Below are 25868 nucleotides of genomic sequence, written 5' to 3'. Positions count from 1 at the left end.
TGTGGTTATTTTGAGATATGGAATGCTAAGCAAAGTTCAGGAAATAGGCCCAGCAGGACGCGAATTGGTTGGCCGGAGCGGCATCCCAGCGCATGAATCATTTCAAAATTAACACAAAATAGTTAACACAATCCACATTATAGGTGGCTTTTCTTAGTTAGTGACGGATGAGTTTAGCCTGGTTTTTTTGTATGGTTTAAGCGTTATACCTGTCCTTCAGGATATTTACTCTGTTGCTCCATGACCTTTTGCGTTAGAGCGGATATAGGTCATGGAATAAGTCGCCATTACACAGGACGGCCTTTAGAATTGCTGATATTTTTTGGTTAGGGTCTCAACTTTTCATACATAAATATGCTATAATACTTTGTTATGAATAGATTTTTTTACATTGCTTCGTAAGGGCGGGTTATCATGAAAAAAGAATTACGAACAGAACAAAAAACCTTTTATTATCAAGATAAAACATTAATAATGGGGATTCTTAATATAACGCCGGATTCATTCTCTGATGGCGGCAGTTACGCTACTGTTGAAGATGCAGTTCAACAGGCAAAAGCACTGGAGGCAGATGGTGCGGATATTATTGATGTTGGTGGTGAATCAACACGACCGGGTCATACTCCGATTTCCGAAGCAGAGGAAATAGAAAGAATTCTTCCTGTTATAAAGGTGTTATCCGAAGAGCTTAAAATTCCGATTTCAGTCGATACATGGAAAGCGAATGTTGCACGAAAAGCAGTGGAAGCTGGAGCATCCATAATCAATGATATTTGGGGTGCGAAGAGAGAGCCTGAGATCGCTCGAGTTGCCGCAGAGTTTGATGTGCCTATTGTATTAATGCATAATCGTTTGGATCCTACTTATACGTCTTTAATGGATGACGTGCTGTCTGATTTAGCAGAAAGCATTGAAATAGCGCTGAAGGCAGGAGTGAAAAAAGAACAGATTATTCTTGATCCAGGGATAGGTTTTGCCAAAACGTATGAGGAGAACATTCGAGTGATGCAGGATATGGAGCAATTACGTGAATTAGACTACCCCGTATTGTTAGGAACTTCACGAAAATCCGTTGTTGCACAAACTTTAGATTTACCAGTCGATCAACGTGATGAGGGAACAGGAGCAACGGTATGTTTCGGTATGACTAAAGGATGTGAGATTGTCCGGGTCCACAATGTGAAGCTGCATGTAAGAATGGTCAAAATGATGGACAAGCTATTAGGGAAAGGTGTCGATCACAATGGATAAAATATATCTAAACAAAATGTCATTTTACGGTTTCCATGGAGTATTCCCTGAGGAAAAAAAACTCGGTCAACGTTTTCAAGTTGATTTAATATTAGAGAGGGATCTGAAAAAGGCTGGAGAAACAGATGATTTGCGATACTCTATTGATTACGGTCTTGTCTATCAAGTCACTAAAGATGTCATAGAAGGGCCCGCGCAGAATTTGGTGGAGAAAGTGGCTGAGGATCTTTCTGTTGAGTTGTTTAAACATTTTTCATCATTACATGCATGCACGGTGAAGGTAGTTAAACCAGATCCGCCGATTCCAGGACACTATGAATCAGTGGCAATTGAAATATTTCGGGAGAACAATTAAAGATGAAGGCATATGTTGCATTAGGATCTAATATTCAACCACGAGTTTCTTATTTAAATAAGGCTATTCAATTGTTGGCAAATCATGATAAAATTCAAGTAACACATCAATCTCCAATTTACGAAACTGATCCAGTTGGTTTCGTGGAGCAAGGGCAATTTCTTAATATGGTGTTGGAAATTGAAACAGAGCTTGAGCCGACATTACTTTTAGATGTTTGTCAACGGATAGAGAGAAAACTGGGCAGAAGGCGTGAAATAAGGTGGGGGCCAAGAACCATTGATCTTGATATATTACTATACGATCAGGAAGAGGTGGAGACAGAACGACTTGTTTTACCTCATCCACGTCTACAAGAAAGAGCGTTTGTATTAATACCATTAGCAGATATACGCCCATACTTGTATATCACCTATTTCGATCAAACAGTATCGGAACTTTTAACAACATTACCTGTACAAGATAAAGAAGGGGTAGTAAGATGGCAACAAACAAATGGGGTAAGAGAATCAAAGCCTTTCGAAAATTAAAAGGCTATACACAAGTGAGTTTAGCAGATGAACTTGGCATCTCCGTATCACAATTGGGAGAATTGGAACGGGGCACAAAAATGCCTACTACACAAAAACTAGAACTGATTGCAGAACATTTAAATGTTTCCTTGGAGGAATTGCAACCTAGCACCAAAGATTTCGAGGATAACAAGCAGGTGTAACATAGGTCATATTAAGACTGCTGGTTAGTGCTAGCTATACAACGAACGTATAATTAAATGGAAAGATGAGCGAGTTTCCGGTAATGGAGACGTGCTGATTAGTATGTAAAGGGTTAATAGGAGCGACAGAAACGTAATTATTTGTGCAAACAAGGTCAATAAAGGAATTAAAGAACTATTGTACGATTACGGGGCGCGTAGATAGAGCAATAAACGCTAGTTTCCGAAGAGTGTAAACATTGACACACAGGCATTCCTTTTCTATACTAATCATGAATGAGATACTGCCAGTAGGTTGCTGGCAGTTTTTTGATATATAACATATACCATACTTTTTGAGGTGAAAATTATGAGCGAAGAACTTAACGAACATATGCGTGTCCGCTTGGAAAAAATGCACAGTTATCGTGAACAAGGAATTGATCCCTTTGGTGATAAATTCGTTCGATCACATCTAGCGGAAGAATTAAGAGAGAGTTATGATCAGTTTTCTAAGGAAGAGTTAGAAGAACAAGGAATAGAAACAACTGTCGCTGGTCGTATTATGACGAAACGAGGCAAAGGAAAAGCAGGTTTCTCCCATATTCAGGACTTAAGTGGCCAAATCCAATTATACGTACGCAAAGATAGAATCGGAGAAGAAGCATATGAAATATTTAAGTCAGCAGATTTAGGAGATATCGTTGGAGTTACAGGAACAGTTTTCAAAACAAATGTAGGAGAACTTTCAGTCAAAGCAAACAAATTCACAATTCTGACAAAGTCTCTTCGTCCCCTTCCAGAAAAGTTCCACGGCCTTAAAGATGTTGAACAACGATATCGTCAACGTTACTTAGACCTTATTACAAATATGGACAGCAAGAATACCTTTATACTTCGTAGTAAAATTATTCAATCCATGCGTCGTTATTTAGACGACAGGGGATTTTTGGAAGTAGAAACACCAATGATGCACGGTATTCCGGGTGGTGCATCTGCACGTCCATTCGAAACCCATCACAATGCGCTTGATATCCCGTTGTATATGCGTATCGCGATTGAATTACACCTGAAACGATTAATTGTTGGTGGTATGGAGAAAGTCTATGAAATTGGTCGTGTATTCCGTAATGAGGGTGTTTCAACTCGACACAACCCAGAATTCACAATGATCGAACTTTATGAAGCATACGCTGACTATCATGATATTATGGAGTTAGTAGAAAATATGGTCGCGCATATTGCGAAAGAAGTAACAGGTTCTGCTACGATTATGTATGGGGAAGAGGAAATTAATTTAGAGCCAAGTTGGACAAGACTCCATATGGTAGATGCCATTAAAGAATATACTGGCGTAGATTTCTGGAAGAAAACAACAGATGAAGAAGCAAAAGCACTTGCGAAAGAACATGGTGTAGACATTGAAGATACCATGACATATGGGCACATTGTTAACGAGTTTTTCGAACAAAAAGTAGAAGACAAATTAATACAGCCAACATTTGTGTACGGACACCCAGTGGCTATATCTCCTCTTGCTAAAAAGAATAAAGAGGATGATCGTTTTACAGACCGATTTGAACTATTTATTGTAGGAAGAGAACATGCGAATGCTTTCTCTGAATTAAACGATCCGGTTGACCAAAGAGAACGATTTGAAGCACAAGTGAAAGAGAAAGAACAGGGCAATGATGAGGCACATGAAATGGATGAAGATTTCCTAGAAGCACTAGAATACGGTATGCCGCCAACAGGTGGATTAGGAATTGGTATTGATCGATTAGTAATGCTTTTAACGAATTCTCCTTCTATTAGAGATGTCTTACTCTTCCCGCAAATGCGTAATAAATAACAGAAAACCCTCCTGTAACAGGGGGGTTCAATTGTTTTTAATATGTACAACGGAGAATTCCATCCGTATATTAAGCTATAAAAGACATAAAATAAAAAAGTTATAAATCTTTATTGACACCATTTAAATAGATGTGGTATATTATTAAACGTCGCTGAAAACGACAGAACAATTTTATCGCCAACAACTTCAGAGTTTTTATTAAAAAGTTGTTGACATCACCTTCAATAGTTGATATGATATAAAAGTTGTCGCGAAAAAACGACAAAACAATTTCATCTCTAATAACTTCAAAAAAGTTATTGACATTGATCCTAATAGATGATAAACTATTAAAGCTGTCAAAAAAACAGCGAAACAATTTGATCTTTGAAAACTGAACAAAACAACCAGTATGAATTAATAAACAAGCTAGCTTATAGAAGCGAGCGCAAGTCAACTTTATTGAGAGTTTGATCTTGGCTCAGGACGAACGCTGGCGGCGTGCCTAATACATGCAAGTCGAGCGCGGGAAGCTAACTGAATCCTTCGGGAGGACGTTAGTGGAACGAGCGGCGGACGGGTGAGTAACACGTGGGCAACCTGCCTGTAAGATTGGGATAACCCCGGGAAACCGGGGCTAATACCGGATAATACATTGCTTCGCATGAAGGAATGTTGAAAGATGGCCTCTGGCTATCACTTACAGATGGGCCCGCGGCGCATTAGCTAGTTGGTGAGGTAACGGCTCACCAAGGCAACGATGCGTAGCCGACCTGAGAGGGTGATCGGCCACACTGGGACTGAGACACGGCCCAGACTCCTACGGGAGGCAGCAGTAGGGAATCTTCCGCAATGGACGAAAGTCTGACGGAGCAACGCCGCGTGAACGAAGAAGGTTTTCGGATCGTAAAGTTCTGTTGTTAGGGAAGAACAAGTGCCGTTCAAACAGGGCGGCACCTTGACGGTACCTATCGAGGAAGCCCCGGCTAACTACGTGCCAGCAGCCGCGGTAATACGTAGGGGGCAAGCGTTGTCCGGAATTATTGGGCGTAAAGCGCGCGTAGGCGGTTTCTTAAGTCTGATGTGAAATCTTGCGGCTCAACCGCAAGCGGTCATTGGAAACTGGGGAACTTGAGTGCAGAAGAGGAGAGTGGAATTCCACGTGTAGCGGTGAAATGCGTAGATATGTGGAGGAACACCAGTGGCGAAGGCGACTCTCTGGTCTGTAACTGACGCTGAGGTGCGAAAGCGTGGGGAGCGAACAGGATTAGATACCCTGGTAGTCCACGCCGTAAACGATGAGTGCTAGGTGTTAGGGGGTTTCCGCCCCTTAGTGCTGCAGTTAACGCATTAAGCACTCCGCCTGGGGAGTACGGCCGCAAGGCTGAAACTCAAAAGAATTGACGGGGGCCCGCACAAGCGGTGGAGCATGTGGTTTAATTCGAAGCAACGCGAAGAACCTTACCAGGTCTTGACATCTTCGGATGTCCCTAGAGATAGGGAGTTCCCTTCGGGGACCGAATGACAGGTGGTGCATGGTTGTCGTCAGCTCGTGTCGTGAGATGTTGGGTTAAGTCCCGCAACGAGCGCAACCCTTGATCTTAGTTGCCAGCATTAAGTTGGGCACTCTAAGGTGACTGCCGGTGACAAACCGGAGGAAGGTGGGGATGACGTCAAATCATCATGCCCCTTATGACCTGGGCTACACACGTGCTACAATGGATGGTACAGAGGGCAGCGAAACCGCGAGGTCAAGCAAATCCCATAAAACCATTCTCAGTTCGGATTGCAGGCTGCAACTCGCCTGCATGAAGCCGGAATCGCTAGTAATCGTGGATCAGCATGCCACGGTGAATACGTTCCCGGGCCTTGTACACACCGCCCGTCACACCACGAGAGTTGGCAACACCCGAAGTCGGTGGGGTAACCTTTGGAGCCAGCCGCCGAAGGTGGGGCCAATGATTGGGGTGAAGTCGTAACAAGGTAGCCGTATCGGAAGGTGCGGCTGGATCACCTCCTTTCTAAGGATTATAGGAACACCTTTTACAAGGTGACAAATCATACTTGGTTGTTTGGTTCAGTTTTGAGAGATCAATACTCTCTTGAACTTGTACCTTGAAAACTAGATAAGAGTAATCAGGACGTGGAAGCAACTGCTTGACAGCTGTGGAAACGAAACTGATGACAAGACATCAAACAATAACCAACTCGCTTTTCATTGAAATAAAGTAAGTATAGTTAAGTGAAGAAGGGCGCACGGTGGATGCCTTGGCACTAGGAGCCGATGAAGGACGGGACAAACACCGATATGTCTCGGGGAGCCGTACGTAGGCCTTGATCCGAGAATTTCCGAATGGGGAAACCCTCTGCTCGTCATGGAGTAGAACATTTATCTGAATCCATAGGATAAATGAGGCAGACCCGGGGAACTGAAACATCTCAGTACCCGGAGGAAGAGAAAGCAAACGCGATTTCCCGAGTAGCGGCGAGCGAAACGGAATTAGCCCAAACCAAAAAGCTTGCTTTTTGGGGTTGTAGGACACTCCTTTGGAGTTACAAAGAAATACATTAGACGAAGTGGTCTGGAAAGGCCCATCATAGAAGGTAACAATCCTGTAGTCGAAAATGTGTTTCCTCCGGAGTGGATCCTGAGTACGGCGGAACACGTGAAATTCCGTCGGAATCCGGGAGGACCATCTCCCAAGGCTAAATACTCCCTAGTGACCGATAGTGAACCAGTACCGTGAGGGAAAGGTGAAAAGCACCCCGGGAGGGGAGTGAAAGAGAACCTGAAACCGTGTGCCTACAAGTAGTCGGAGCCCTTTTATGGGTGACGGCGTACCTTTTGTAGAATGGACCGGCGAGTTACGATCCCCTGCAAGGTTAAGTGGAAGACACGGAGCCGCAGCGAAAGCGAGTCTGAACAGGGCGTTTTAGTAGGTGGTCGTAGACCCGAAACCGTGTGATCTACCCATGTCCAGGGTGAAGGTCAGGTAACACTGACTGGAGGCCCGAACCCACGCACGTTGAAAAGTGCGGGGATGAGGTGTGGGTAGGGGTGAAATGCCAATCGAACACGGAGATAGCTGGTTCTCTCCGAAATAGCTTTAGGGCTAGCCTCAAGGCATGTATGTTGGAGGTAGAGCACTGATTGGACTAGGGGCCCTTACCGGGTTACCGAATTCAGTCAAACTCCGAATGCCAATCATATTACCTTGGGAGTCAGACTATGGGTGATAAGGTTCATAGTCGAAAGGGAAACAGCCCAGACCGTCAGCTAAGGTCCCAAAGTATACGTTAAGTGGAAAAGGATGTGGCGTTGCATAGACAACCAGGATGTTGGCTTAGAAGCAGCCATCATTTAAAGAGTGCGTAATAGCTCACTGGTCGAGTGACGCTGCGCCGAAAATATACCGGGGCTAAACGTATCACCGAAGCTACGGATTGATCTACGATCAATGGTAGGAGAGCGTTCTAAGTGCAGCGAAGTCAGACCGTGAGGACTGGTGGAGCGCTTAGAAGTGAGAATGCCGGTATGAGTAGCGAAAAAGAAGTGAGAATCTTCTTCACCGAATGCCTAAGGTTTCCTGAGGAAGGCTCGTCCGCTCAGGGTTAGTCGGGGCCTAAGCCGAGGCCGAAAGGCGTAGGCGATGGACAACAGGTTGATATTCCTGTACCACCCAATTCCGTTTGAGTGATGGGGGGACGCAGAAGGATAAGGAATGCGCACCACTGGATGTGTGCGTTGAAGCAGTAAGTGAGTCAGATAGGCAAATCCGTCTGGCAATCACAAGCTGTGATCAGGAGGGAAATATAGTACCGAAGTTCCGGATTTCACGCTGCCAAGAAAAGCCTCTAGCAAGGAAAAGGGTGCCCGTACCGCAAACCGACACAGGTAGGCGAGGAGAGAATCCTAAGGTGATCGGGAGAACTCTCGTTAAGGAACTCGGCAAAATGACCCCGTAACTTCGGGAGAAGGGGTGCTTCTTTTGCGAGAAGCCGCAGTGAAAAGGCCCAAGCGACTGTTTAGCAAAAACACAGGTCTCTGCGAAGCCGTAAGGCGAAGTATAGGGGCTGACACCTGCCCGGTGCTGGAAGGTTAAGGGGATGCGTTAGCATTAGCGAAGCGTTGAACCGAAGCCCCAGTAAACGGCGGCCGTAACTATAACGGTCCTAAGGTAGCGAAATTCCTTGTCGGGTAAGTTCCGACCCGCACGAAAGGTGCAACGACTTGGGCACTGTCTCAACGAGAGACCCGGTGAAATTATACTATGCGTGAAGATGCGCATTACCCGCGACAGGACGGAAAGACCCCGTGGAGCTTTACTGTAGCCTGATATTGAATGTTGGTACAGCTTGTACAGGATAGGTGGGAGCCTGAGATACGTGAGCGCTAGCTTACGTGGAGGCGCCGGTGGGATACCACCCTGGCTGTATTGACCTTCTAACCCAGAACCGTGATCCGGTTCGGAGACAGTGTCAGGTGGGCAGTTTGACTGGGGCGGTCGCCTCCTAAAATGTAACGGAGGCGCCCAAAGGTTCCCTCAGAATGGTTGGAAATCATTCGCAGAGTGCAAAGGCAGAAGGGAGCTTGACTGCGAGACCTACAAGTCGAGCAGGGACGAAAGTCGGGCTTAGTGATCCGGCGGTACCGAATGGAAGGGCCGTCGCTCAACGGATAAAAGCTACCCCGGGGATAACAGGCTTATCTCCCCCAAGAGTCCACATCGACGGGGAGGTTTGGCACCTCGATGTCGGCTCATCGCATCCTGGGGCTGTAGTCGGTCCCAAGGGTTGGGCTGTTCGCCCATTAAAGCGGTACGCGAGCTGGGTTCAGAACGTCGTGAGACAGTTCGGTCCCTATCCGTCGTGGGCGTTGGAAGTTTGAGAGGAGCTGTCCTTAGTACGAGAGGACCGGGATGGACACACCGCTGGTGCACCAGTTGTTCTGCCAAGAGCATCGCTGGGTAGCTACGTGTGGAAGGGATAAGTGCTGAAAGCATCTAAGCATGAAGCCCCCCTCAAGATGAGACTTCCCATCACGTAAGTGAGTAAGATCCCTCAGAGACGATGAGGTTGATAGGTTCGAGGTGGAAGCATGGTGACATGTGAAGCTGACGAATACTAATAGATCGAGGACTTATCTATACAAATGTTTCTGATGTGCAACGGTTCGTTGATGTCTGTCTCTTGTCTTATCTAGTTTTCAAGGTATAAAAAGTATAAAAAAACTCTTGCATTCCATATGCATTGTGAGTTATAATATATCTTGTCCTTGAAAAAAGAGTCTGGTAGCGATAGCGAAGAGGTCACACCTGTTCCCATGCCGAACACAGCAGTTAAGCTCTTCAGCGCCCATGGTAGTTGGGGCTCGCGCCCCTGCAAGAGTAGGACGTTGCCAGGCATACATAGGAGGATTAGCTCAGCTGGGAGAGCACTTGCCTTACAAGCAAGGGGTCGCAGGTTCGAGCCCTGCATCCTCCACCATTAGCCGGTCTAGCTCAATTGGTAGAGCAACTGACTTGTAATCAGTAGGTTGGGGGTTCAAGTCCTCTGGCCGGCACCACTCATCTTAGAGCCATTAGCTCAGCTGGCAGAGCATCTGACTTTTAATCAGAGGGTCGGAGGTTCGAATCCTCCATGGCTCACCATTTATTTATGCGGGTGTGGCGGAATTGGCAGACGCGCTAGACTTAGGATCTAGTGTCTCTCGACGTGGGGGTTCAAGTCCCTCCACCCGCACCATACATTTTCTTAATTTTATAATTATGCGGAAGTAGTTCAGTGGTAGAACACCACCTTGCCAAGGTGGGGGTCGCGGGTTCGAATCCCGTCTTCCGCTCCAGGATTTTTAATCGCCAAGTTTGCCAGGTGGTTAGAATGTATTTCCTTGCCGGGGTGGCGGAATTGGCAGACGCACAGGACTTAAAATCCTGCGGTGGGTTTCCACCGTGCCGGTTCGAGTCCGGCCCTCGGCACCACGTATAGCGCCCGTAGCTCAATTGGATAGAGCGTTTGACTACGGATCAAAAGGTTAGGGGTTCGACTCCTCTCGGGCGCGCCATTATCGGGAAGTAGCTCAGCTTGGTAGAGCACTTGGTTTGGGACCAAGGGGTCGCAGGTTCAAATCCTGTCTTCCCGACCATTAATCAAATTTTATTTGTGGGGCCTTAGCTCAGCTGGGAGAGCGCCTGCTTTGCACGCAGGAGGTCAGCGGTTCGATCCCGCTAGGCTCCACCATTTTTTGTGTGTTTGATCTTTGAAAACTGAACAAAACAACCAGTATGAATTAATAAACAAGCTAGCTTATAGAAGCGAGCGCAAGTCAACTTTATTGAGAGTTTGATCTTGGCTCAGGACGAACGCTGGCGGCGTGCCTAATACATGCAAGTCGAGCGCGGGAAGCTAACTGAATCCTTCGGGAGGACGTTAGTGGAACGAGCGGCGGACGGGTGAGTAACACGTGGGCAACCTGCCTGTAAGATTGGGATAACCCCGGGAAACCGGGGCTAATACCGGATAATACATTGCTTCGCATGAAGGAATGTTGAAAGATGGCCTCTGGCTATTACTTACAGATGGGCCCGCGGCGCATTAGCTAGTTGGTGAGGTAACGGCTCACCAAGGCAACGATGCGTAGCCGACCTGAGAGGGTGATCGGCCACACTGGGACTGAGACACGGCCCAGACTCCTACGGGAGGCAGCAGTAGGGAATCTTCCGCAATGGACGAAAGTCTGACGGAGCAACGCCGCGTGAACGAAGAAGGTTTTCGGATCGTAAAGTTCTGTTGTTAGGGAAGAACAAGTGCCGTTCAAACAGGGCGGCACCTTGACGGTACCTATCGAGGAAGCCCCGGCTAACTACGTGCCAGCAGCCGCGGTAATACGTAGGGGGCAAGCGTTGTCCGGAATTATTGGGCGTAAAGCGCGCGTAGGCGGTTTCTTAAGTCTGATGTGAAATCTTGCGGCTCAACCGCAAGCGGTCATTGGAAACTGGGGAACTTGAGTGCAGAAGAGGAGAGTGGAATTCCACGTGTAGCGGTGAAATGCGTAGATATGTGGAGGAACACCAGTGGCGAAGGCGACTCTCTGGTCTGTAACTGACGCTGAGGTGCGAAAGCGTGGGGAGCGAACAGGATTAGATACCCTGGTAGTCCACGCCGTAAACGATGAGTGCTAGGTGTTAGGGGGTTTCCGCCCCTTAGTGCTGCAGTTAACGCATTAAGCACTCCGCCTGGGGAGTACGGCCGCAAGGCTGAAACTCAAAAGAATTGACGGGGGCCCGCACAAGCGGTGGAGCATGTGGTTTAATTCGAAGCAACGCGAAGAACCTTACCAGGTCTTGACATCTTCGGATGTCCCTAGAGATAGGGAGTTCCCTTCGGGGACCGAATGACAGGTGGTGCATGGTTGTCGTCAGCTCGTGTCGTGAGATGTTGGGTTAAGTCCCGCAACGAGCGCAACCCTTGATCTTAGTTGCCAGCATTAAGTTGGGCACTCTAAGGTGACTGCCGGTGACAAACCGGAGGAAGGTGGGGATGACGTCAAATCATCATGCCCCTTATGACCTGGGCTACACACGTGCTACAATGGATGGTACAGAGGGCAGCGAAACCGCGAGGTCAAGCAAATCCCATAAAACCATTCTCAGTTCGGATTGCAGGCTGCAACTCGCCTGCATGAAGCCGGAATCGCTAGTAATCGTGGATCAGCATGCCACGGTGAATACGTTCCCGGGCCTTGTACACACCGCCCGTCACACCACGAGAGTTGGCAACACCCGAAGTCGGTGGGGTAACCTTTGGAGCCAGCCGCCGAAGGTGGGGCCAATGATTGGGGTGAAGTCGTAACAAGGTAGCCGTATCGGAAGGTGCGGCTGGATCACCTCCTTTCTAAGGATTATAGGAACACCTTTTACAAGGTGACAAATCATACTTGGTTGTTTGGTTCAGTTTTGAGAGATCAATACTCTCTTGAACTTGTACCTTGAAAACTAGATAAGAGTAATCAGGACGTGGAAGCAACTGCTTGACAGCTGTGGAAACGAAACTGATGACAAGACATCAAACAATAACCAACTCGCTTTTCATTGAAATAAAGTAAGTATAGTTAAGTGAAGAAGGGCGCACGGTGGATGCCTTGGCACTAGGAGCCGATGAAGGACGGGACAAACACCGATATGTCTCGGGGAGCCGTACGTAGGCCTTGATCCGAGAATTTCCGAATGGGGAAACCCTCTGCTCGTCATGGAGTAGAACATTTATCTGAATCCATAGGATAAATGAGGCAGACCCGGGGAACTGAAACATCTCAGTACCCGGAGGAAGAGAAAGCAAACGCGATTTCCCGAGTAGCGGCGAGCGAAACGGAATTAGCCCAAACCAAAAAGCTTGCTTTTTGGGGTTGTAGGACACTCCTTTGGAGTTACAAAGAAATACATTAGACGAAGTGGTCTGGAAAGGCCCATCATAGAAGGTAACAATCCTGTAGTCGAAAATGTGTTTCCTCCGGAGTGGATCCTGAGTACGGCGGAACACGTGAAATTCCGTCGGAATCCGGGAGGACCATCTCCCAAGGCTAAATACTCCCTAGTGACCGATAGTGAACCAGTACCGTGAGGGAAAGGTGAAAAGCACCCCGGGAGGGGAGTGAAAGAGAACCTGAAACCGTGTGCCTACAAGTAGTCGGAGCCCTTTTATGGGTGACGGCGTACCTTTTGTAGAATGGACCGGCGAGTTACGATCCCCTGCAAGGTTAAGTGGAAGACACGGAGCCGCAGCGAAAGCGAGTCTGAACAGGGCGTTTTAGTAGGTGGTCGTAGACCCGAAACCGTGTGATCTACCCATGTCCAGGGTGAAGGTCAGGTAACACTGACTGGAGGCCCGAACCCACGCACGTTGAAAAGTGCGGGGATGAGGTGTGGGTAGGGGTGAAATGCCAATCGAACACGGAGATAGCTGGTTCTCTCCGAAATAGCTTTAGGGCTAGCCTCAAGGCATGTATGTTGGAGGTAGAGCACTGATTGGACTAGGGGCCCTTACCGGGTTACCGAATTCAGTCAAACTCCGAATGCCAATCATATTACCTTGGGAGTCAGACTATGGGTGATAAGGTTCATAGTCGAAAGGGAAACAGCCCAGACCGTCAGCTAAGGTCCCAAAGTATACGTTAAGTGGAAAAGGATGTGGCGTTGCATAGACAACCAGGATGTTGGCTTAGAAGCAGCCATCATTTAAAGAGTGCGTAATAGCTCACTGGTCGAGTGACGCTGCGCCGAAAATATACCGGGGCTAAACGTATCACCGAAGCTACGGATTGATCTACGATCAATGGTAGGAGAGCGTTCTAAGTGCAGCGAAGTCAGACCGTGAGGACTGGTGGAGCGCTTAGAAGTGAGAATGCCGGTATGAGTAGCGAAAAAGAAGTGAGAATCTTCTTCACCGAATGCCTAAGGTTTCCTGAGGAAGGCTCGTCCGCTCAGGGTTAGTCGGGGCCTAAGCCGAGGCCGAAAGGCGTAGGCGATGGACAACAGGTTGATATTCCTGTACCACCCAATTCCGTTTGAGTGATGGGGGGACGCAGAAGGATAAGGAATGCGCACCACTGGATGTGTGCGTTGAAGCAGTAAGTGAGTCAGATAGGCAAATCCGTCTGGCAATCACAAGCTGTGATCAGGAGGGAAATATAGTACCGAAGTTCCGGATTTCACGCTGCCAAGAAAAGCCTCTAGCAAGGAAAAGGGTGCCCGTACCGCAAACCGACACAGGTAGGCGAGGAGAGAATCCTAAGGTGATCGGGAGAACTCTCGTTAAGGAACTCGGCAAAATGACCCCGTAACTTCGGGAGAAGGGGTGCTTCTTTTGCGAGAAGCCGCAGTGAAAAGGCCCAAGCGACTGTTTAGCAAAAACACAGGTCTCTGCGAAGCCGTAAGGCGAAGTATAGGGGCTGACACCTGCCCGGTGCTGGAAGGTTAAGGGGATGCGTTAGCATTAGCGAAGCGTTGAACCGAAGCCCCAGTAAACGGCGGCCGTAACTATAACGGTCCTAAGGTAGCGAAATTCCTTGTCGGGTAAGTTCCGACCCGCACGAAAGGTGCAACGACTTGGGCACTGTCTCAACGAGAGACCCGGTGAAATTATACTATGCGTGAAGATGCGCATTACCCGCGACAGGACGGAAAGACCCCGTGGAGCTTTACTGTAGCCTGATATTGAATGTTGGTACAGCTTGTACAGGATAGGTGGGAGCCTGAGATACGTGAGCGCTAGCTTACGTGGAGGCGCCGGTGGGATACCACCCTGGCTGTATTGACCTTCTAACCCAGAACCGTGATCCGGTTCGGAGACAGTGTCAGGTGGGCAGTTTGACTGGGGCGGTCGCCTCCTAAAATGTAACGGAGGCGCCCAAAGGTTCCCTCAGAATGGTTGGAAATCATTCGCAGAGTGCAAAGGCAGAAGGGAGCTTGACTGCGAGACCTACAAGTCGAGCAGGGACGAAAGTCGGGCTTAGTGATCCGGCGGTACCGAATGGAAGGGCCGTCGCTCAACGGATAAAAGCTACCCCGGGGATAACAGGCTTATCTCCCCCAAGAGTCCACATCGACGGGGAGGTTTGGCACCTCGATGTCGGCTCATCGCATCCTGGGGCTGTAGTCGGTCCCAAGGGTTGGGCTGTTCGCCCATTAAAGCGGTACGCGAGCTGGGTTCAGAACGTCGTGAGACAGTTCGGTCCCTATCCGTCGTGGGCGTTGGAAGTTTGAGAGGAGCTGTCCTTAGTACGAGAGGACCGGGATGGACACACCGCTGGTGCACCAGTTGTTCTGCCAAGAGCATCGCTGGGTAGCTACGTGTGGAAGGGATAAGTGCTGAAAGCATCTAAGCATGAAGCCCCCCTCAAGATGAGACTTCCCATCACGTAAGTGAGTAAGATCCCTCAGAGACGATGAGGTTGATAGGTTCGAGGTGGAAGCATGGTGACATGTGAAGCTGACGAATACTAATAGATCGAGGACTTATCTATACAAATGTTTCTGATGTGCAACGGTTCGTTGATGTCTGTCTCTTGTCTTATCTAGTTTTCAAGGTATAAAAAGTATAAAAAAACTCTTGCATTCCATATGCATTGTGAGTTATAATATATCTTGTCCTTGAAAAAAGAGTCTGGTAGCGATAGCGAAGAGGTCACACCTGTTCCCATGCCGAACACAGCAGTTAAGCTCTTCAGCGCCCATGGTAGTTGGGGCTCGCGCCCCTGCAAGAGTAGGACGTTGCCAGGCAAACCAAAACATCTCAGTCGAAGGACTGGGATGTTTTTTTTGTGTGATAACAACATATAAAAATGAACCGACGCTTATCGGTCTAGACCACTCCTCTCGACCCCTAGAAACTAGGTGATTTCATCATCGCACTACGGACTATGATAAGTCGTCATTGCTACGCAAACTCACCGTGATTCCTTTACGTATGTTTAAGTTATTATTTTGAAATGTTTTATATGTTTAGCAAAGCTCCGGAAATATACTCCGCGTCTTGTGGACTTGGTTGGAGAGATATCCTTCCACTAACAATATTTCAAAATAACCGTTATGCTAGTTACACAATCCGTATTAAAGGCAGTTGTATATATCCTTATGTCAGTTAGGAGCGAGCGGATTTATGCTCGTTTTTTCTTATTATGCACAAAAATTTTGTAATTCCAAGCGTTTAGAATTTATTTATCAAAAGATATATTTAATAAATGCAGCACAAGACGAATTTACTCAGCTTTTCTTGTTTAAGATTAGTAAACAATCGTAATTTAAAATGTGCTAAAATACATATTATAGAAGGAGGAATGGTCAATGGAAAGGATGATTTGCTTAAATAGTTCCTATACTGATGAGATTCTTGGCTTATCTGAGTATGCATTTCAATATAAGTTAACACAAGAAGAAAAACAGGAAAAAGCAGAACAAATGAAAGAAGATAAAGTATGGGGATGGATAGTAGATAATCAGTTAGCTGCTAAAGCCCACCTTATTCCACTAACTGTTAATCTGCATGGTAAACCATTAAAAATGGGTGGTATCGGATCGGTTGCTTCTTGGCCAGAGTATCGTAGAGGTGGAAAAATAAAAGCATTGTTATACAAACTTTTAACAGAAATGAGGCAACAACAACAAAGTATCTCTTATTTACACCCATTCTCTGTACCCTTTTATCGAAAATATGGCTGGGAATTAACGTTTGATCGCACTACATACAATATTCCAATTGATTCATTTCAAAACGATTGGAACGGTCAAGGCAGTGTTAGAAGAGTCAGTAAAGGGGAAGAAACAATTTCTACTTTAAACACCATCTATCAAATGTATACAGATAAGTATACAGGTACACTTCATCGAACAGAGCATTGGTGGAATTATCGAACATTAAAGCAGAAAGATACTCACATCGCATTTGCGTATGAAACGGATCAAACGCCAATTGGATATATTCTATTCAATATCAAGCAGAATCGGTTCACCGTTTATGATATGGCGTTTGTGAATGTAAATGCCCGCCACTTACTATATCAGTTTATCCAGCATCATGATTCAATGGTACATAATGTAGAGATGCCTGTTCCTCCAGATGACCCATTGCCCTTACTTGTAAATGAACCAAGATTCGAGCAAAAGCAGTTGCCTTATTTTATGGCGCGGATTGTGGATGTTGATGCTTTCTTCGAACAGTATCCTTTTTCAATAGTCGACCATAATAAAATCCATTTTGAAATCGAAGTGTCAGACATATTTTTAGAAGAAAATAATGGCGTGTTTCTGGTGTCCCACGACTTGGAAGATAGCATTGTTATGAAGCGTACGCATGCAGAACCAAAGGTTGTAAAAGTGAAAATAGCTGTTCAACAGCTGGTGCAACTTTTCTTTGGTTACAAACGACCATTTGCACTGTGGGAAGCAGGCTTGATTCATGGAGATGCTTTAGCAGTTGAACAGTTAGAGATGATCATACCTGAGCAGCAGACATATTTTCCCGACTTTTTTTAACAGGTAAGAAAGTATAAAATTTTAAGGTTTCGTACCGCTTTCTAACATGAACAGCCATGTCCAGCGCAAGTGCCCAGAAACTAGGCGACTTCCTGCATCGCCCTACGATAAAGAAGACTTGCCGATTGGTGATAACCAGAGGCCTAGTCGACCTTATGCCCTTGGGCGAAAGTCATCATCGACATCACTTGCCCACTGTGATTCCTTTATCTCAGTTGATGCCGTCCAGTCGCTACGTTTCTAAACAGGCGCTTGCGCTTTTCTAAATGCGAACAGTGCCCCTTTATGTCCACTTCGTTGATATAAATCAATGATTTTAGGGTATAAGAAGTATATGCTCTCGTCATATATTCAAAGTGAAAAGGGGGAAGTTGCCATGGATCAGATTTTTGATGCTGCATTTATGGAATCTGTTTCAAAATTAATGATTGCACTTATATTGGCCGGCTTAATTGGATTTGAAAGGGAAGTAAACAAACATTCAGCCGGATTTCGAACACATATATTAGTGGGTGTCAGCTCTTGTTTAATGATGTTGCTTTCTATTAATGGCTTTGATTATTTTATTGAGCATTATGATAATGTTCGATTCGATCCCGCGAGAATCCCATCGTATGTTATTAGTGGAATCGGTTTTCTAGGAGCTGGAACGATCATTGTCAATGGTGGGACAATTCGTGGTCTTACAACAGCTGCTTCTATTTGGGCGGTGGCAGGTTTAGGGTTAATCGTCGGGATTGGTATGTATAAAGAAGCGATTGTCACCACATTGATCATTTTAATCAGCCTTGTAGTTTTAAATAAATTTGAACAACGGCTTCATCGCAAGAATCATTATATTATTTTTGAGGTTAAACTGAGCAAAAATAAAGATACATCTAAATTTATCGAACGGGTGCAATCTTTTCCAATCGAAATACGTGAGTTTGATATATACAATGAGAATACAGAAATTACTAAAATTAAAATGTACATCGATGCAATACATCAGAAGAAGCGGGAAAATTTATATGAATGGCTGTTAGAGCAAGAAAGTGTCAAAAAAATTAAGATACGTTTTCGTTCTTGATGGTTTGAATGGAAAAAATAACGGATATAATATAGAAGACCAAATAGTTTTCAACCCCGTGATCTTGAAGTATAATAAGTATATAGTCAAATATAGTCAAAGTCAGATTGGAGGAGGGGAAATGCGAAATATTTCAGATATTATTGAACAATATTTGAAAACAATCATGAAAAGTAATCAGCATAAAATCATCGAGATAAAACGTAGTGAGATTGCAGATCGCTTTGAATGTGTACCCTCTCAAATTAATTATGTTATTAATACCAGATTTACCTTAGAGAAAGGGTATCTGGTTGAAAGCAAGCGCGGTGGTGGAGGCTACATTCGAATTAGTCGAATTACCAACGAAGATAAAGCAATGTTAATTGATGAGATCATCGAAATGGTTCAGCCAAGCATCTCACAACAAAAGGCTGTTAATATATTGGAACGACTGTTGGAAGAAGAACTTATCACGAAAAGGGAAGCAAAATTGATGGTTAGTGCCATTGACCGCAGTACATTACCGTTTCAATTACCGATTCGAGATGAAGTGCGTGCCCGCATTTTATCGGCCATGCTCAATTCATTAAAATATCAGTTTTAGGAGGTGTACGGTGTGGAATGCCAAGAATGCCATCAAAATCCGGCGACCGTTCATTTTGCCCAGGTGATTAATGGGGAAAAAAGCGAAATCCATGTTTGTCAGCAGTGTGCAAAGGATAAAGGCTATGTTTCTCAGGAAGAGGATGCCTATTCTCTTCATAACCTGTTATCAGGATTATTTAATACAGGTTCGAATACGATGCAGCAGCAATCACTAAGGAAGCAAGAAGAGACACTTCAGTGTGACAAATGTGGGATGACCTATCAACAGTTTGCTAGACTGGGTAAATTTGGTTGTGCATCGTGCTATCATACCTTTGCCGATCATTTAAACCCATTATTTCGAAAGGTGCATAGTGGCAATACATTGCATGAAGGAAAAGTACCTAAACGAGCAGGCTCTAATATTTATCAACGGAAGAAATTACGAGATTTAAAGGTGAAGCTGCAGCAAGCAATAGCAGATGAAGCCTTTGAGGATGCGGCACAGATCCGTGACCAAATAAAATCAGTAGAAAAGAGCTTGCATCGTGAAGAGGAGGGGGAAGATTCATGAGTTTAGAGCAATTCATGAATGAAGCAATCAGTCCCTGGCTCAAAGACGATGGACCAGATAGTGATATTGTAATGAGCAGCAGGGTCCGGTTGGCGCGTAACTTTGAAGATACACCTTTTCCGCTGATTGCAGAAGAAGAACAAATGGATAATATCCTTTCATTTTTTAAAAATGAATTTAATCACCAATCGTATAATCAGTATAAAGACTTCGAATTTGTCAGAATGGCAGATTTGAATTCCACCGAGAAACAAGTGTTAGTAGAGAAGCATCTAATTAGTCCACACTTAGCTGATAAATCGAAATATGGTGCCTCGCTCATTTCAAAAAATGAGCAGGTATCGATTATGGTAAATGAAGAGGATCATATTCGTGCGCAGCTATATTTTCCAGGTTTTCAACTGGAAAAAGCGTTACAGGAGGCCTTTGAGCTAGATGATTGGCTTGAAACAAAAATCAATTATGCGTTCGATGAAAACAGAGGGTATTTAACATCTTGCCCAACGAATGTTGGTACAGGATTAAGAGCTTCTGTTATGATGCATTTGCCAGCACTTGCATTAACTCGAAAAATAAACCGTATGCTGCCAGCTATTAATCAATTAGGATTGGTAGTAAGAGGGATTTATGGAGAAGGCAGTGAAGCAATCGGTAATATTTTTCAAATTTCCAATCAAATAACGCTTGGCCGCTCCGAAGAAGACATTATCGAGGATTTGAAAGGTGTCGTGGAGAAGCTGATCGAACATGAACGACATGCACGCACCATATTATTGGATCAGTCTTCATTAGAGTTGGAGGATCGCGTTTTTCGCTCCTATGGAATTTTACAGCACAGTCGGATCATAGAATCAAAGGAAACGGCTAAATGTCTATCGGACGTCCGACTTGGAATTGATTTAGGATTTATAAATAATATCTCTAAGTCGATTCTAAATGAACTGGTCGTCTTAACGCAGCCGGCATTTTTACAACAATATGCTAAAAAAATGCTAACACCGAATGAACGTGATGTTTTTCGTGCATCCTTAATTCGGGAACGATTTACAATGGAGCAGAAGGAGGAATATTAATATGATGTTTGGACGTTTTACAGAAAGAGCACAAAAGGTATTAGCACTCTCACAAGAGGAAGCAGTTAGATTAGGGCATAATAATATAGGGACTGAACATATTTTGTTAGGACTCGTTAGCGAGGGAGAAGGAATTGCTGCTAAGGCTTTACAGGCAATTGGCCTTGGAGCAGATAAAATTAGAGATGAAGTAGAATCTTTAATCGGCAAAGGCAATCAAGTCTCGCAAACGATTCATTATACTCCTCGAGCAAAAAAAGTAATCGAATTATCCATGGATGAAGCACGTAAGCTCGGACATTCTTATGTAGGCACCGAACATATCCTTTTAGGTCTAATTCGTGAAGGAGAAGGCGTTGCTGCACGAGTATTGAATAACCTAGGTGTTAGCTTAAATAAAGCAAGACAACAAGTGCTTCAGCTGTTAGGAAGCTCTGAATCTGGTGGTGCTCAAAATGGTCGAAACAACCAGGCGAATAGCGCCAATACACCAACATTAGATTCCCTTGCCAGAGATTTAACGGCAATTGCCAAGGAAGGTAATATTGACCCGGTGATTGGTCGTGGAAAGGAAATTGAACGTGTCATTCAAGTGCTTAGCCGTCGAACCAAAAATAACCCTGTACTAATTGGTGAGCCGGGTGTTGGTAAGACAGCGGTAGCAGAAGGTCTTGCTCAGCAAATTGTTCAAAATGAAGTGCCAGAAATTTTACGAGATAAACGTGTGATGACACTGGATATGGGTACCGTTGTAGCGGGTACGAAATATCGCGGTGAATTTGAAGATCGCTTGAAAAAAGTAATGGAAGAAATTCGTCAAGCAAACAATGTGATCTTGTTTATTGATGAACTGCATACCTTGATTGGAGCTGGTGGAGCAGAAGGTGCTATCGACGCGTCCAATATCCTGAAACCATCGTTGGCTCGAGGTGAACTGCAATGTATTGGTGCTACTACTTTAGATGAGTACCGTAAATATATTGAGAAAGATGCGGCATTAGAGCGTCGTTTCCAACCAATTCAGGTAGATGAACCATCTGTAGAGGAATCGGTCCAAATTCTGCAAGGTTTACGTGACCGCTATGAAGCACACCACCGTGTTACCATTACAGATGATGCCATAGAAGCAGCTGCTAAATTGTCTGACCGCTATATTACAGATCGCTTCCTGCCAGATAAGGCGATTGACCTTATCGATGAGGCGGCATCGAAAGTACGCTTACGCTCTTATACAACACCACCAAACCTAAAAGAATTGGAACAGAAATTAGAAGAGGTTCGTAAAGAGAAAGACGCGGCAGTGCAGAGTCAAGAATTTGAAAAAGCAGCGGCGTTACGGGATGACGAACAGCAATTACGAAAAGAATTGGAAGAAACCGAAGCAAAATGGAAAGAGAAGCAAGGTCAAGAAAATTCCGAGGTCACAGTGGAAGATATTGCAAGTGTTGTATCTACATGGACCGGTGTACCTGTTTCATCCTTAACAAAAGATGAAAGTGAACGTTTATTGCACATGGAAGATATATTGCATGACCGTCTGATTGGACAGGAAGAAGCGGTTAAAGCAGTATCGAAAGCAATACGTCGTGCTAGAGCAGGACTGAAAGATCCGAAACGTCCAATTGGCTCCTTTATTTTCTTAGGTCCAACGGGTGTTGGTAAAACAGAATTAGCTCGCGCATTAGCGGAATCTATGTTCGGTGATGAAGATGCCATGATCCGTATCGACATGTCAGAATATATGGAAAAACACGCCACATCCCGCTTGGTTGGTTCTCCTCCTGGCTATGTTGGATATGAAGAAGGTGGCCAATTAACGGAAAAAGTCCGCAGAAAGCCTTATTCTGTCGTCTTGTTAGATGAGGTGGAAAAAGCTCACCCAGAAGTATTTAATATCTTGTTGCAAGTATTAGAGGATGGTCGATTGACCGATTCTAAAGGTCGGACCGTTGATTTTAGAAATACAGTTCTCATTATGACTTCCAACGTCGGAGCAAATGAATTAAAACGTAATAAATATGTTGGTTTCAGCCTTGGTGATGAGGAACAGGATTATAAGGATATGCGTTCAAAAGTAACAACAGAATTGAAAAAAGCATTCCGTCCTGAATTCTTAAACCGAATTGATGAAACAATTGTTTTCCATTCGCTTGAGAAGAAGCATATGAAGTATATTGTTGAATTAATGGTTAAAGAACTACAGAAACGTCTCGTTGAACAAGAGATTGATTTTGAATTGTCAGATAAGGCAATTGAGAAAATCGCCAACGAAGGTTTTGATCCGGAATACGGTGCAAGACCACTAAGACGCTCTATTCAGAAGAATGTCGAAGATTTACTTTCCGAGGAACTATTAAAAGAAAATATCAAACGCGGACAAAAAATAACCATTGATCTAGATGATAAAAATGAATTTAGCTTAGTGTAATATCAAAAAATCGGAGGGGCTACCTTCCGATTTTTTGTACCCAGATAGAAAAACTTAGCAATAGTCTATGAAGGTTTGTATTGAAAGAAGAGAAAGAACTCAAAAGTCAGCACATTAGAAGAAAGATTTGCATCCAAAAAGTGGGAAATGATACAAATCAAAAGCTCTCGCCTGAAGATTTGTACGGATATGCAAATATGTTACTGTAACTTATCTTAATTAGCGAGTAATCCCCATAAAACAACAGTCATGAAAAGGGAAAAAGAAGGAATACTATTTTTTTACACTTTTTACATACATCTTTAACTAAATTGATAGATCTTTGTAACTTATAGAAGGGTATTTTCGTATATAATGAAAAGGAGCGATATTTTTGGCTAAGCGTAAATCAAAATTTGTTTGTCAATCTTGTGGATATGAATCACCAAAATGGATGGGTAAATGCCCAGGATGCCATCAGTGGAATACGTTGGTAGAAGAATTAGAAGCAACAAAGACAGCAAGAGGAAATTGGGCAACGGGGGCAGCAACAGCTCAAAAGCCGGAAAAAATTTCGAGTATTCAAACACAAGAAGAGCCTAGAATTACAACAAGCATGCGAGAATTAAACCGTGTTTTAGGAGGCGGGATTGTACCAGGGTCGCTTGTACTGATTGGCGGAGATCCAGGGATAGGGAAATCCACCTTGCTCCTGCAAGTATCGAGTCAGCTATCGCAAAGTAATTTAGACGTATTGTACATTTCCGGAGAAGAATCTGCTCGACAGACTAAGTTGAGAGCAGACCGCCTCGATATTTCCTCTGAACGACTATATGTGCTGTCAGAAACAAACTTAATGGATATTGCTAATCAAATTGATCAACTAAAACCAGGATTTGTTGTTATCGACTCGATTCAAACCATTTTTAAAGAAGAAGTTACTAGTGCTCCAGGTAGCGTATCGCAAGTTCGCGAATGTACAAGCGAATTAATGCGAATTGCCAAACAGAACCACATTCCTATTTTTATTGTGGGGCATGTTACAAAAGAAGGTTCAATTGCTGGACCTAGGTTGCTCGAACACATGGTAGATGCTGTTTTATATTTTGAAGGGGAAAGGCATCATACTTTCAGAATATTACGAAGCGTGAAGAATCGATTCGGCAGTACGCATGAAATGGGTATTTTTGAAATGAAAGAAGAAGGTCTTGTCGAAGTGTTAAACCCATCCGAAATCTTTTTGGAAGAACGTTCTCAGGGAGTTGCAGGCTCTACAATTGTTGCATCAATGGAAGGAACAAGGCCGGTATTAGTAGAAATACAAGCTTTAATTTCTCCAACAAGTTTTGGAAACCCGCGGAGAATGGCAACAGGTATTGATCACAATCGGGTCCCGTTGCTGATGGCGGTTCTTGAAAAAAGAGTAGGTTTAATGCTCCAGAATCAAGATGCCTATGTAAAGGTGGCTGGAGGAGTGAAGTTAGATGAGCCAGCTATTGATCTGGCTGTGGCCATTAGTATTGCTTCCAGTTTTAGAGACAGAGCGCCGCATACGGATGATGTTCTTATCGGAGAAGTCGGTTTGACAGGAGAAATTCGCAGAGTGTCACGCATCGATCAGCGGGTGCAGGAAGCAGCAAAATTAGGATTTAAGCGAGCAATCATTCCTGCTAAGAATCTGGAAGGCTGGACACCACCGGATTCCATTGAAATGGTTGGTGTTAACTCTGTGCAGGAAGCCATAAAGATAGCATTAGGGGATTAATATCGTGATGGGAAGGAATGCCCCCATCTTATATAAATGGTTCCGACAAAAATTTCTATGTTTAAAAAGTTTATAGTTGGAGAGAATACTATACAGGAGGTGACTGTGGTGCTAAAACGATTTGTGCAACTATTTTTTATTATTGCAGGTGGTACCGCTGGATATTTATATATTCCAAAATTATTGGAATTGATAGGATTCGCTGAAGGATCATGGTTTATGTCAGGATATGTGGCACCCTATGTTGGGTTAGTCTTAGGAGCAATTATTTTATTTATTCTTTCTCTATTGGTTTCAGATTATATTGTGCAGTTTTTTACTTGGATCGAAGAGTTATTGATGAAAGCCCCAGTTGCAGATCTGATTTTTGGTAGTTTAGGAATTATTATTGGTTTAATTATTGCTTACTTCTTAATTATTCCGATTCAATCGATAGAGATCAAACTAGTTTCACAAGTTGTTCCAATCTTTTTAAGTGCATTGCTGGCTTATTTTGGTTTTCAGGTCGGCTTTAAACGACGTGATGAGTTTCTTAATTTATTCACCTTGCCAAAGAAGGAAAAAAAGAAAACATCTGTCGCCGAAGATGACCTAGCCGACTTACCTAAGCCGAAAATTCTAGATACGAGTGTGATTATCGATGGCCGTATCGCTGATATCTGTCAAACGAGCTTTCTTGAAGGGACAATTATCATTCCACAGTTTGTCTTGGAAGAACTTCAGCATATTGCTGATTCCTCAGATGCGTTGAAGCGAAACAGAGGGCGCAGAGGGTTGGATATTCTGAATCGGATTCAAAAAGACTTACCAATCAATGTGGAAATTTATGAAGGTGATTTTGAAGAGATTCAAGAAGTAGACAGTAAACTAGTGAAGCTTGCGAAAGTAATGAACGGTATTGTCGTAACGAATGACTTCAACCTAAATAAAGTCTGTGAGTTTCAAAAAGTACCCGTTCTTAACATTAATGATCTGGCGAATGCAGTGAAACCAATTGTCTTGCCTGGCGAGGAATTAGCTGTACATGTGATCAAAGACGGTAAAGAACAGAATCAAGGTGTAGCGTATCTGGATGATGGTACGATGATCGTTGTAGAAGAAGGTAAGAACTACATCGGCAAACATATAGACGTAGTCATCACTAGTGTTCTGCAAACTTCAGCGGGACGAATGATTTTCGCAAAACCAAAATTGCTTGAAAAAGCTCTATAAAAAAGGTATAACTTATAAAGGATAGATAAAAAGTGATAA

General features: G+C 44.3%; 13 protein-coding genes, 9 tRNA genes and 6 rRNA genes. All 28 read left to right on the top strand.

All coding sequences use genetic code 11. The features are described 5' to 3' along the window. The first annotated feature begins 414 nt into the window (after positions 1 to 414). The 28 genes from folP (at position 415) to MUN88_RS05085 (ending at position 25829) form a co-directional block, all read left to right on the top strand. Positions 415 to 1251: a dihydropteroate synthase gene (gene folP / locus MUN88_RS05220; protein ID WP_244721709.1), complete on the top strand. Its 837-nt coding sequence runs from the start codon at positions 415 to 417 to the stop codon at positions 1249 to 1251. Continuing rightward, complete coding sequence (folB, locus tag MUN88_RS05215; protein ID WP_244721707.1) at positions 1244 to 1606, top strand: dihydroneopterin aldolase; 363 nt, start codon at positions 1244 to 1246, stop codon at positions 1604 to 1606. Before folP ends, folB begins: the two co-directional genes overlap by 8 nt. Positions 1607 to 1608: 2 nt before the next feature. Further along, positions 1609 to 2136, top strand: coding sequence for a 2-amino-4-hydroxy-6-hydroxymethyldihydropteridine diphosphokinase (folK, locus tag MUN88_RS05210; RefSeq protein WP_244721705.1), 528 nt, complete (start codon positions 1609 to 1611; stop codon positions 2134 to 2136). Then, complete coding sequence (locus MUN88_RS05205) at positions 2088 to 2321, top strand: helix-turn-helix domain-containing protein (protein ID WP_244721704.1); 234 nt, start codon at positions 2088 to 2090, stop codon at positions 2319 to 2321. Before folK ends, MUN88_RS05205 begins: the two co-directional genes overlap by 49 nt. A gap of 349 nt (positions 2322 to 2670) precedes the next feature. Further along, on the top strand, positions 2671 to 4152 hold the full coding sequence (lysS, locus tag MUN88_RS05200) for a lysine--tRNA ligase (RefSeq protein WP_244721703.1): 1482 nt from the start codon (positions 2671 to 2673) through the stop codon (positions 4150 to 4152). Between the two features lie 440 nt (positions 4153 to 4592). Next, positions 4593 to 6155: ribosomal RNA gene (locus tag MUN88_RS05195) — 16S ribosomal RNA — on the top strand. A 215-nt stretch (positions 6156 to 6370) separates the two neighbouring features. Next, positions 6371 to 9282, top strand: a 23S ribosomal RNA gene (locus MUN88_RS05190). 139 nt (positions 9283 to 9421) lie between these two features. Next, a 5S ribosomal RNA gene (rrf, locus tag MUN88_RS05185) occupies positions 9422 to 9538 on the top strand. Between the two features lie 7 nt (positions 9539 to 9545). Beyond that, positions 9546 to 9621: transfer RNA gene (locus MUN88_RS05180), tRNA-Val, on the top strand. A 3-nt stretch (positions 9622 to 9624) separates the two neighbouring features. Further along, positions 9625 to 9700: transfer RNA gene (locus MUN88_RS05175), tRNA-Thr, on the top strand. Positions 9701 to 9709: 9 nt separating this feature from the next. Further along, a tRNA-Lys gene (locus MUN88_RS05170) sits at positions 9710 to 9785 on the top strand. A gap of 9 nt (positions 9786 to 9794) precedes the next feature. Next, positions 9795 to 9879 (top strand) — tRNA-Leu (locus MUN88_RS05165). 25 nt (positions 9880 to 9904) lie between these two features. Then, positions 9905 to 9979, top strand: a tRNA-Gly gene (locus MUN88_RS05160). A 47-nt stretch (positions 9980 to 10026) separates the two neighbouring features. Further along, a tRNA-Leu gene (locus MUN88_RS05155) sits at positions 10027 to 10115 on the top strand. A 6-nt stretch (positions 10116 to 10121) separates the two neighbouring features. Continuing rightward, positions 10122 to 10198 (top strand) — tRNA-Arg (locus tag MUN88_RS05150). Between the two features lie 4 nt (positions 10199 to 10202). Beyond that, a tRNA-Pro gene (locus MUN88_RS05145) sits at positions 10203 to 10279 on the top strand. A 19-nt stretch (positions 10280 to 10298) separates the two neighbouring features. Next, positions 10299 to 10374 (top strand) — tRNA-Ala (locus tag MUN88_RS05140). A 90-nt stretch (positions 10375 to 10464) separates the two neighbouring features. Next, positions 10465 to 12027, top strand: a 16S ribosomal RNA gene (locus MUN88_RS05135). 215 nt (positions 12028 to 12242) lie between these two features. After that, positions 12243 to 15154: ribosomal RNA gene (locus tag MUN88_RS05130) — 23S ribosomal RNA — on the top strand. Between the two features lie 139 nt (positions 15155 to 15293). Next, a 5S ribosomal RNA gene (rrf, locus tag MUN88_RS05125) occupies positions 15294 to 15410 on the top strand. Together the 16S, 23S and 5S rRNA genes with 9 tRNA genes alongside form the textbook arrangement of a ribosomal RNA operon. Positions 15411 to 15974: 564 nt before the next feature. After that, complete coding sequence (locus MUN88_RS05120; protein WP_244721702.1) at positions 15975 to 17162, top strand: GNAT family N-acetyltransferase; 1188 nt, start codon at positions 15975 to 15977, stop codon at positions 17160 to 17162. A gap of 376 nt (positions 17163 to 17538) precedes the next feature. After that, entirely contained in the window at positions 17539 to 18231 is a 693-nt protein-coding gene (locus MUN88_RS05115) for an MgtC/SapB family protein (protein WP_244721701.1), read from the top strand. 121 nt (positions 18232 to 18352) lie between these two features. Beyond that, on the top strand, positions 18353 to 18817 hold the full coding sequence (locus MUN88_RS05110; RefSeq protein WP_244721699.1) for a CtsR family transcriptional regulator: 465 nt from the start codon (positions 18353 to 18355) through the stop codon (positions 18815 to 18817). A 12-nt stretch (positions 18818 to 18829) separates the two neighbouring features. Then, positions 18830 to 19372 carry a protein-arginine kinase activator protein McsA gene (gene mcsA / locus MUN88_RS05105; protein ID WP_244721697.1) on the top strand — a complete coding sequence of 181 codons (543 nt, stop codon included), beginning with the start codon at positions 18830 to 18832 and terminating at the stop codon, positions 19370 to 19372. Continuing rightward, positions 19369 to 20445, top strand: a complete 1077-nt coding sequence (gene mcsB, locus MUN88_RS05100) for a protein-arginine kinase McsB (protein ID WP_244721695.1) — start codon at positions 19369 to 19371, stop codon at positions 20443 to 20445. Before mcsA ends, mcsB begins: the two co-directional genes overlap by 4 nt. A 1-nt stretch (position 20446) precedes the next feature. Continuing rightward, positions 20447 to 22873 (top strand): ATP-dependent protease ATP-binding subunit ClpC, encoded by a 2427-nt coding sequence (gene clpC, locus MUN88_RS05095; RefSeq protein WP_244721692.1) that lies wholly within the window; start codon positions 20447 to 20449, stop codon positions 22871 to 22873. 373 nt (positions 22874 to 23246) lie between these two features. Continuing rightward, positions 23247 to 24617 carry a DNA repair protein RadA gene (gene radA / locus MUN88_RS05090; RefSeq protein WP_244721689.1) on the top strand — a complete coding sequence of 457 codons (1371 nt, stop codon included), beginning with the start codon at positions 23247 to 23249 and terminating at the stop codon, positions 24615 to 24617. 108 nt (positions 24618 to 24725) lie between these two features. After that, entirely contained in the window at positions 24726 to 25829 is a 1104-nt protein-coding gene (locus tag MUN88_RS05085; RefSeq protein WP_244721685.1) for a PIN/TRAM domain-containing protein, read from the top strand. Positions 25830 to 25868 lie beyond the last annotated feature (39 nt).

The organism is Gracilibacillus caseinilyticus, assembly GCF_022919115.1.
Taxonomy (GTDB): Bacteria; Bacillota; Bacilli; order Bacillales; family Amphibacillaceae; genus Gracilibacillus; species Gracilibacillus caseinilyticus.
This window is presented reverse-complemented; position numbering and strand designations above follow the sequence as displayed.

What these genes read in the sequence shown, in the direction of transcription:
- folP (WP_244721709.1), top strand. Translation starts at nt 415, where the DNA reads ATGAAAAAAGAATTACGAACAGAACAAAAAACCTTTTATTATCAAGAT.
- folB (WP_244721707.1), top strand. Translation starts at nt 1,244, where the DNA reads ATGGATAAAATATATCTAAACAAAATGTCATTTTACGGTTTCCATGGA.
- folK (WP_244721705.1), top strand. Translation starts at nt 1,609, where the DNA reads ATGAAGGCATATGTTGCATTAGGATCTAATATTCAACCACGAGTTTCT.
- MUN88_RS05205 (WP_244721704.1), top strand. Translation starts at nt 2,088, where the DNA reads ATGGCAACAAACAAATGGGGTAAGAGAATCAAAGCCTTTCGAAAATTA.
- lysS (WP_244721703.1), top strand. Translation starts at nt 2,671, where the DNA reads ATGAGCGAAGAACTTAACGAACATATGCGTGTCCGCTTGGAAAAAATG.
- MUN88_RS05120 (WP_244721702.1), top strand. Translation starts at nt 15,975, where the DNA reads ATGGAAAGGATGATTTGCTTAAATAGTTCCTATACTGATGAGATTCTT.
- MUN88_RS05115 (WP_244721701.1), top strand. Translation starts at nt 17,539, where the DNA reads ATGGATCAGATTTTTGATGCTGCATTTATGGAATCTGTTTCAAAATTA.
- MUN88_RS05110 (WP_244721699.1), top strand. Translation starts at nt 18,353, where the DNA reads ATGCGAAATATTTCAGATATTATTGAACAATATTTGAAAACAATCATG.
- mcsB (WP_244721695.1), top strand. Translation starts at nt 19,369, where the DNA reads ATGAGTTTAGAGCAATTCATGAATGAAGCAATCAGTCCCTGGCTCAAA.
- clpC (WP_244721692.1), top strand. Translation starts at nt 20,447, where the DNA reads ATGATGTTTGGACGTTTTACAGAAAGAGCACAAAAGGTATTAGCACTC.